1 protein-coding gene is annotated in these 441 nt (G+C 75.1%); it reads right to left on the bottom strand.

What is annotated here, in order from left to right:
- Positions 1 to 441: hydroxyisourate hydrolase (uraH, locus tag FNQ90_RS26580; protein ID WP_228471636.1), on the bottom strand; the 441-nt coding region annotated here is incomplete at both ends.

Below are 441 nucleotides of genomic sequence, written 5' to 3'. Positions count from 1 at the left end.
ACTTGGTGCGTCGTCGGCGGCGTCAGATGTGGATAAGAGACCGCAGCTCCCTCGGTAGACGGTGTAGCCGTGGGGGGCGAGCAGCAGCGGGACGTGATGGTGTTCGCCGGGGGTGACGGCGAAGGCGACCGCGACCTCGGGGAAGAACGGCGTGTCGTCCTCCCCGACACGGGCGACCGGATGGGTGGCGGTGGAGAAGACCAACCGGGCCTCCACGGTGCCGGCGGGCAGCGGGGGGAAGCCGCGGCAGCGGCCGTCGGCGTCGGTGGTGCCCTCGGCGTGGGGACGCCACTCCCCCCGGGGGCGGTCACGGGTGGACAGGACCACCGGGACACCGCGCGCCGGGCGGCCCCGGGCGGTGTCCAGCACATGGGTGGAGACCGTGGCCTCCGGCGTGTCGTCGAGCCCGGTGGGTTCGGTGGGCCCGGCGGGGGGTGGGGG

Origin of the sequence: Streptomyces alkaliphilus, from assembly GCF_014141535.1 — a bacterium.
GTDB classification, from domain to species: domain Bacteria; phylum Actinomycetota; class Actinomycetes; order Streptomycetales; family Streptomycetaceae; genus Streptomyces; species Streptomyces alkaliphilus.
Note: the sequence above shows the minus strand (reverse complement) of the source record. Positions and strands in the feature narration are given on the sequence as shown.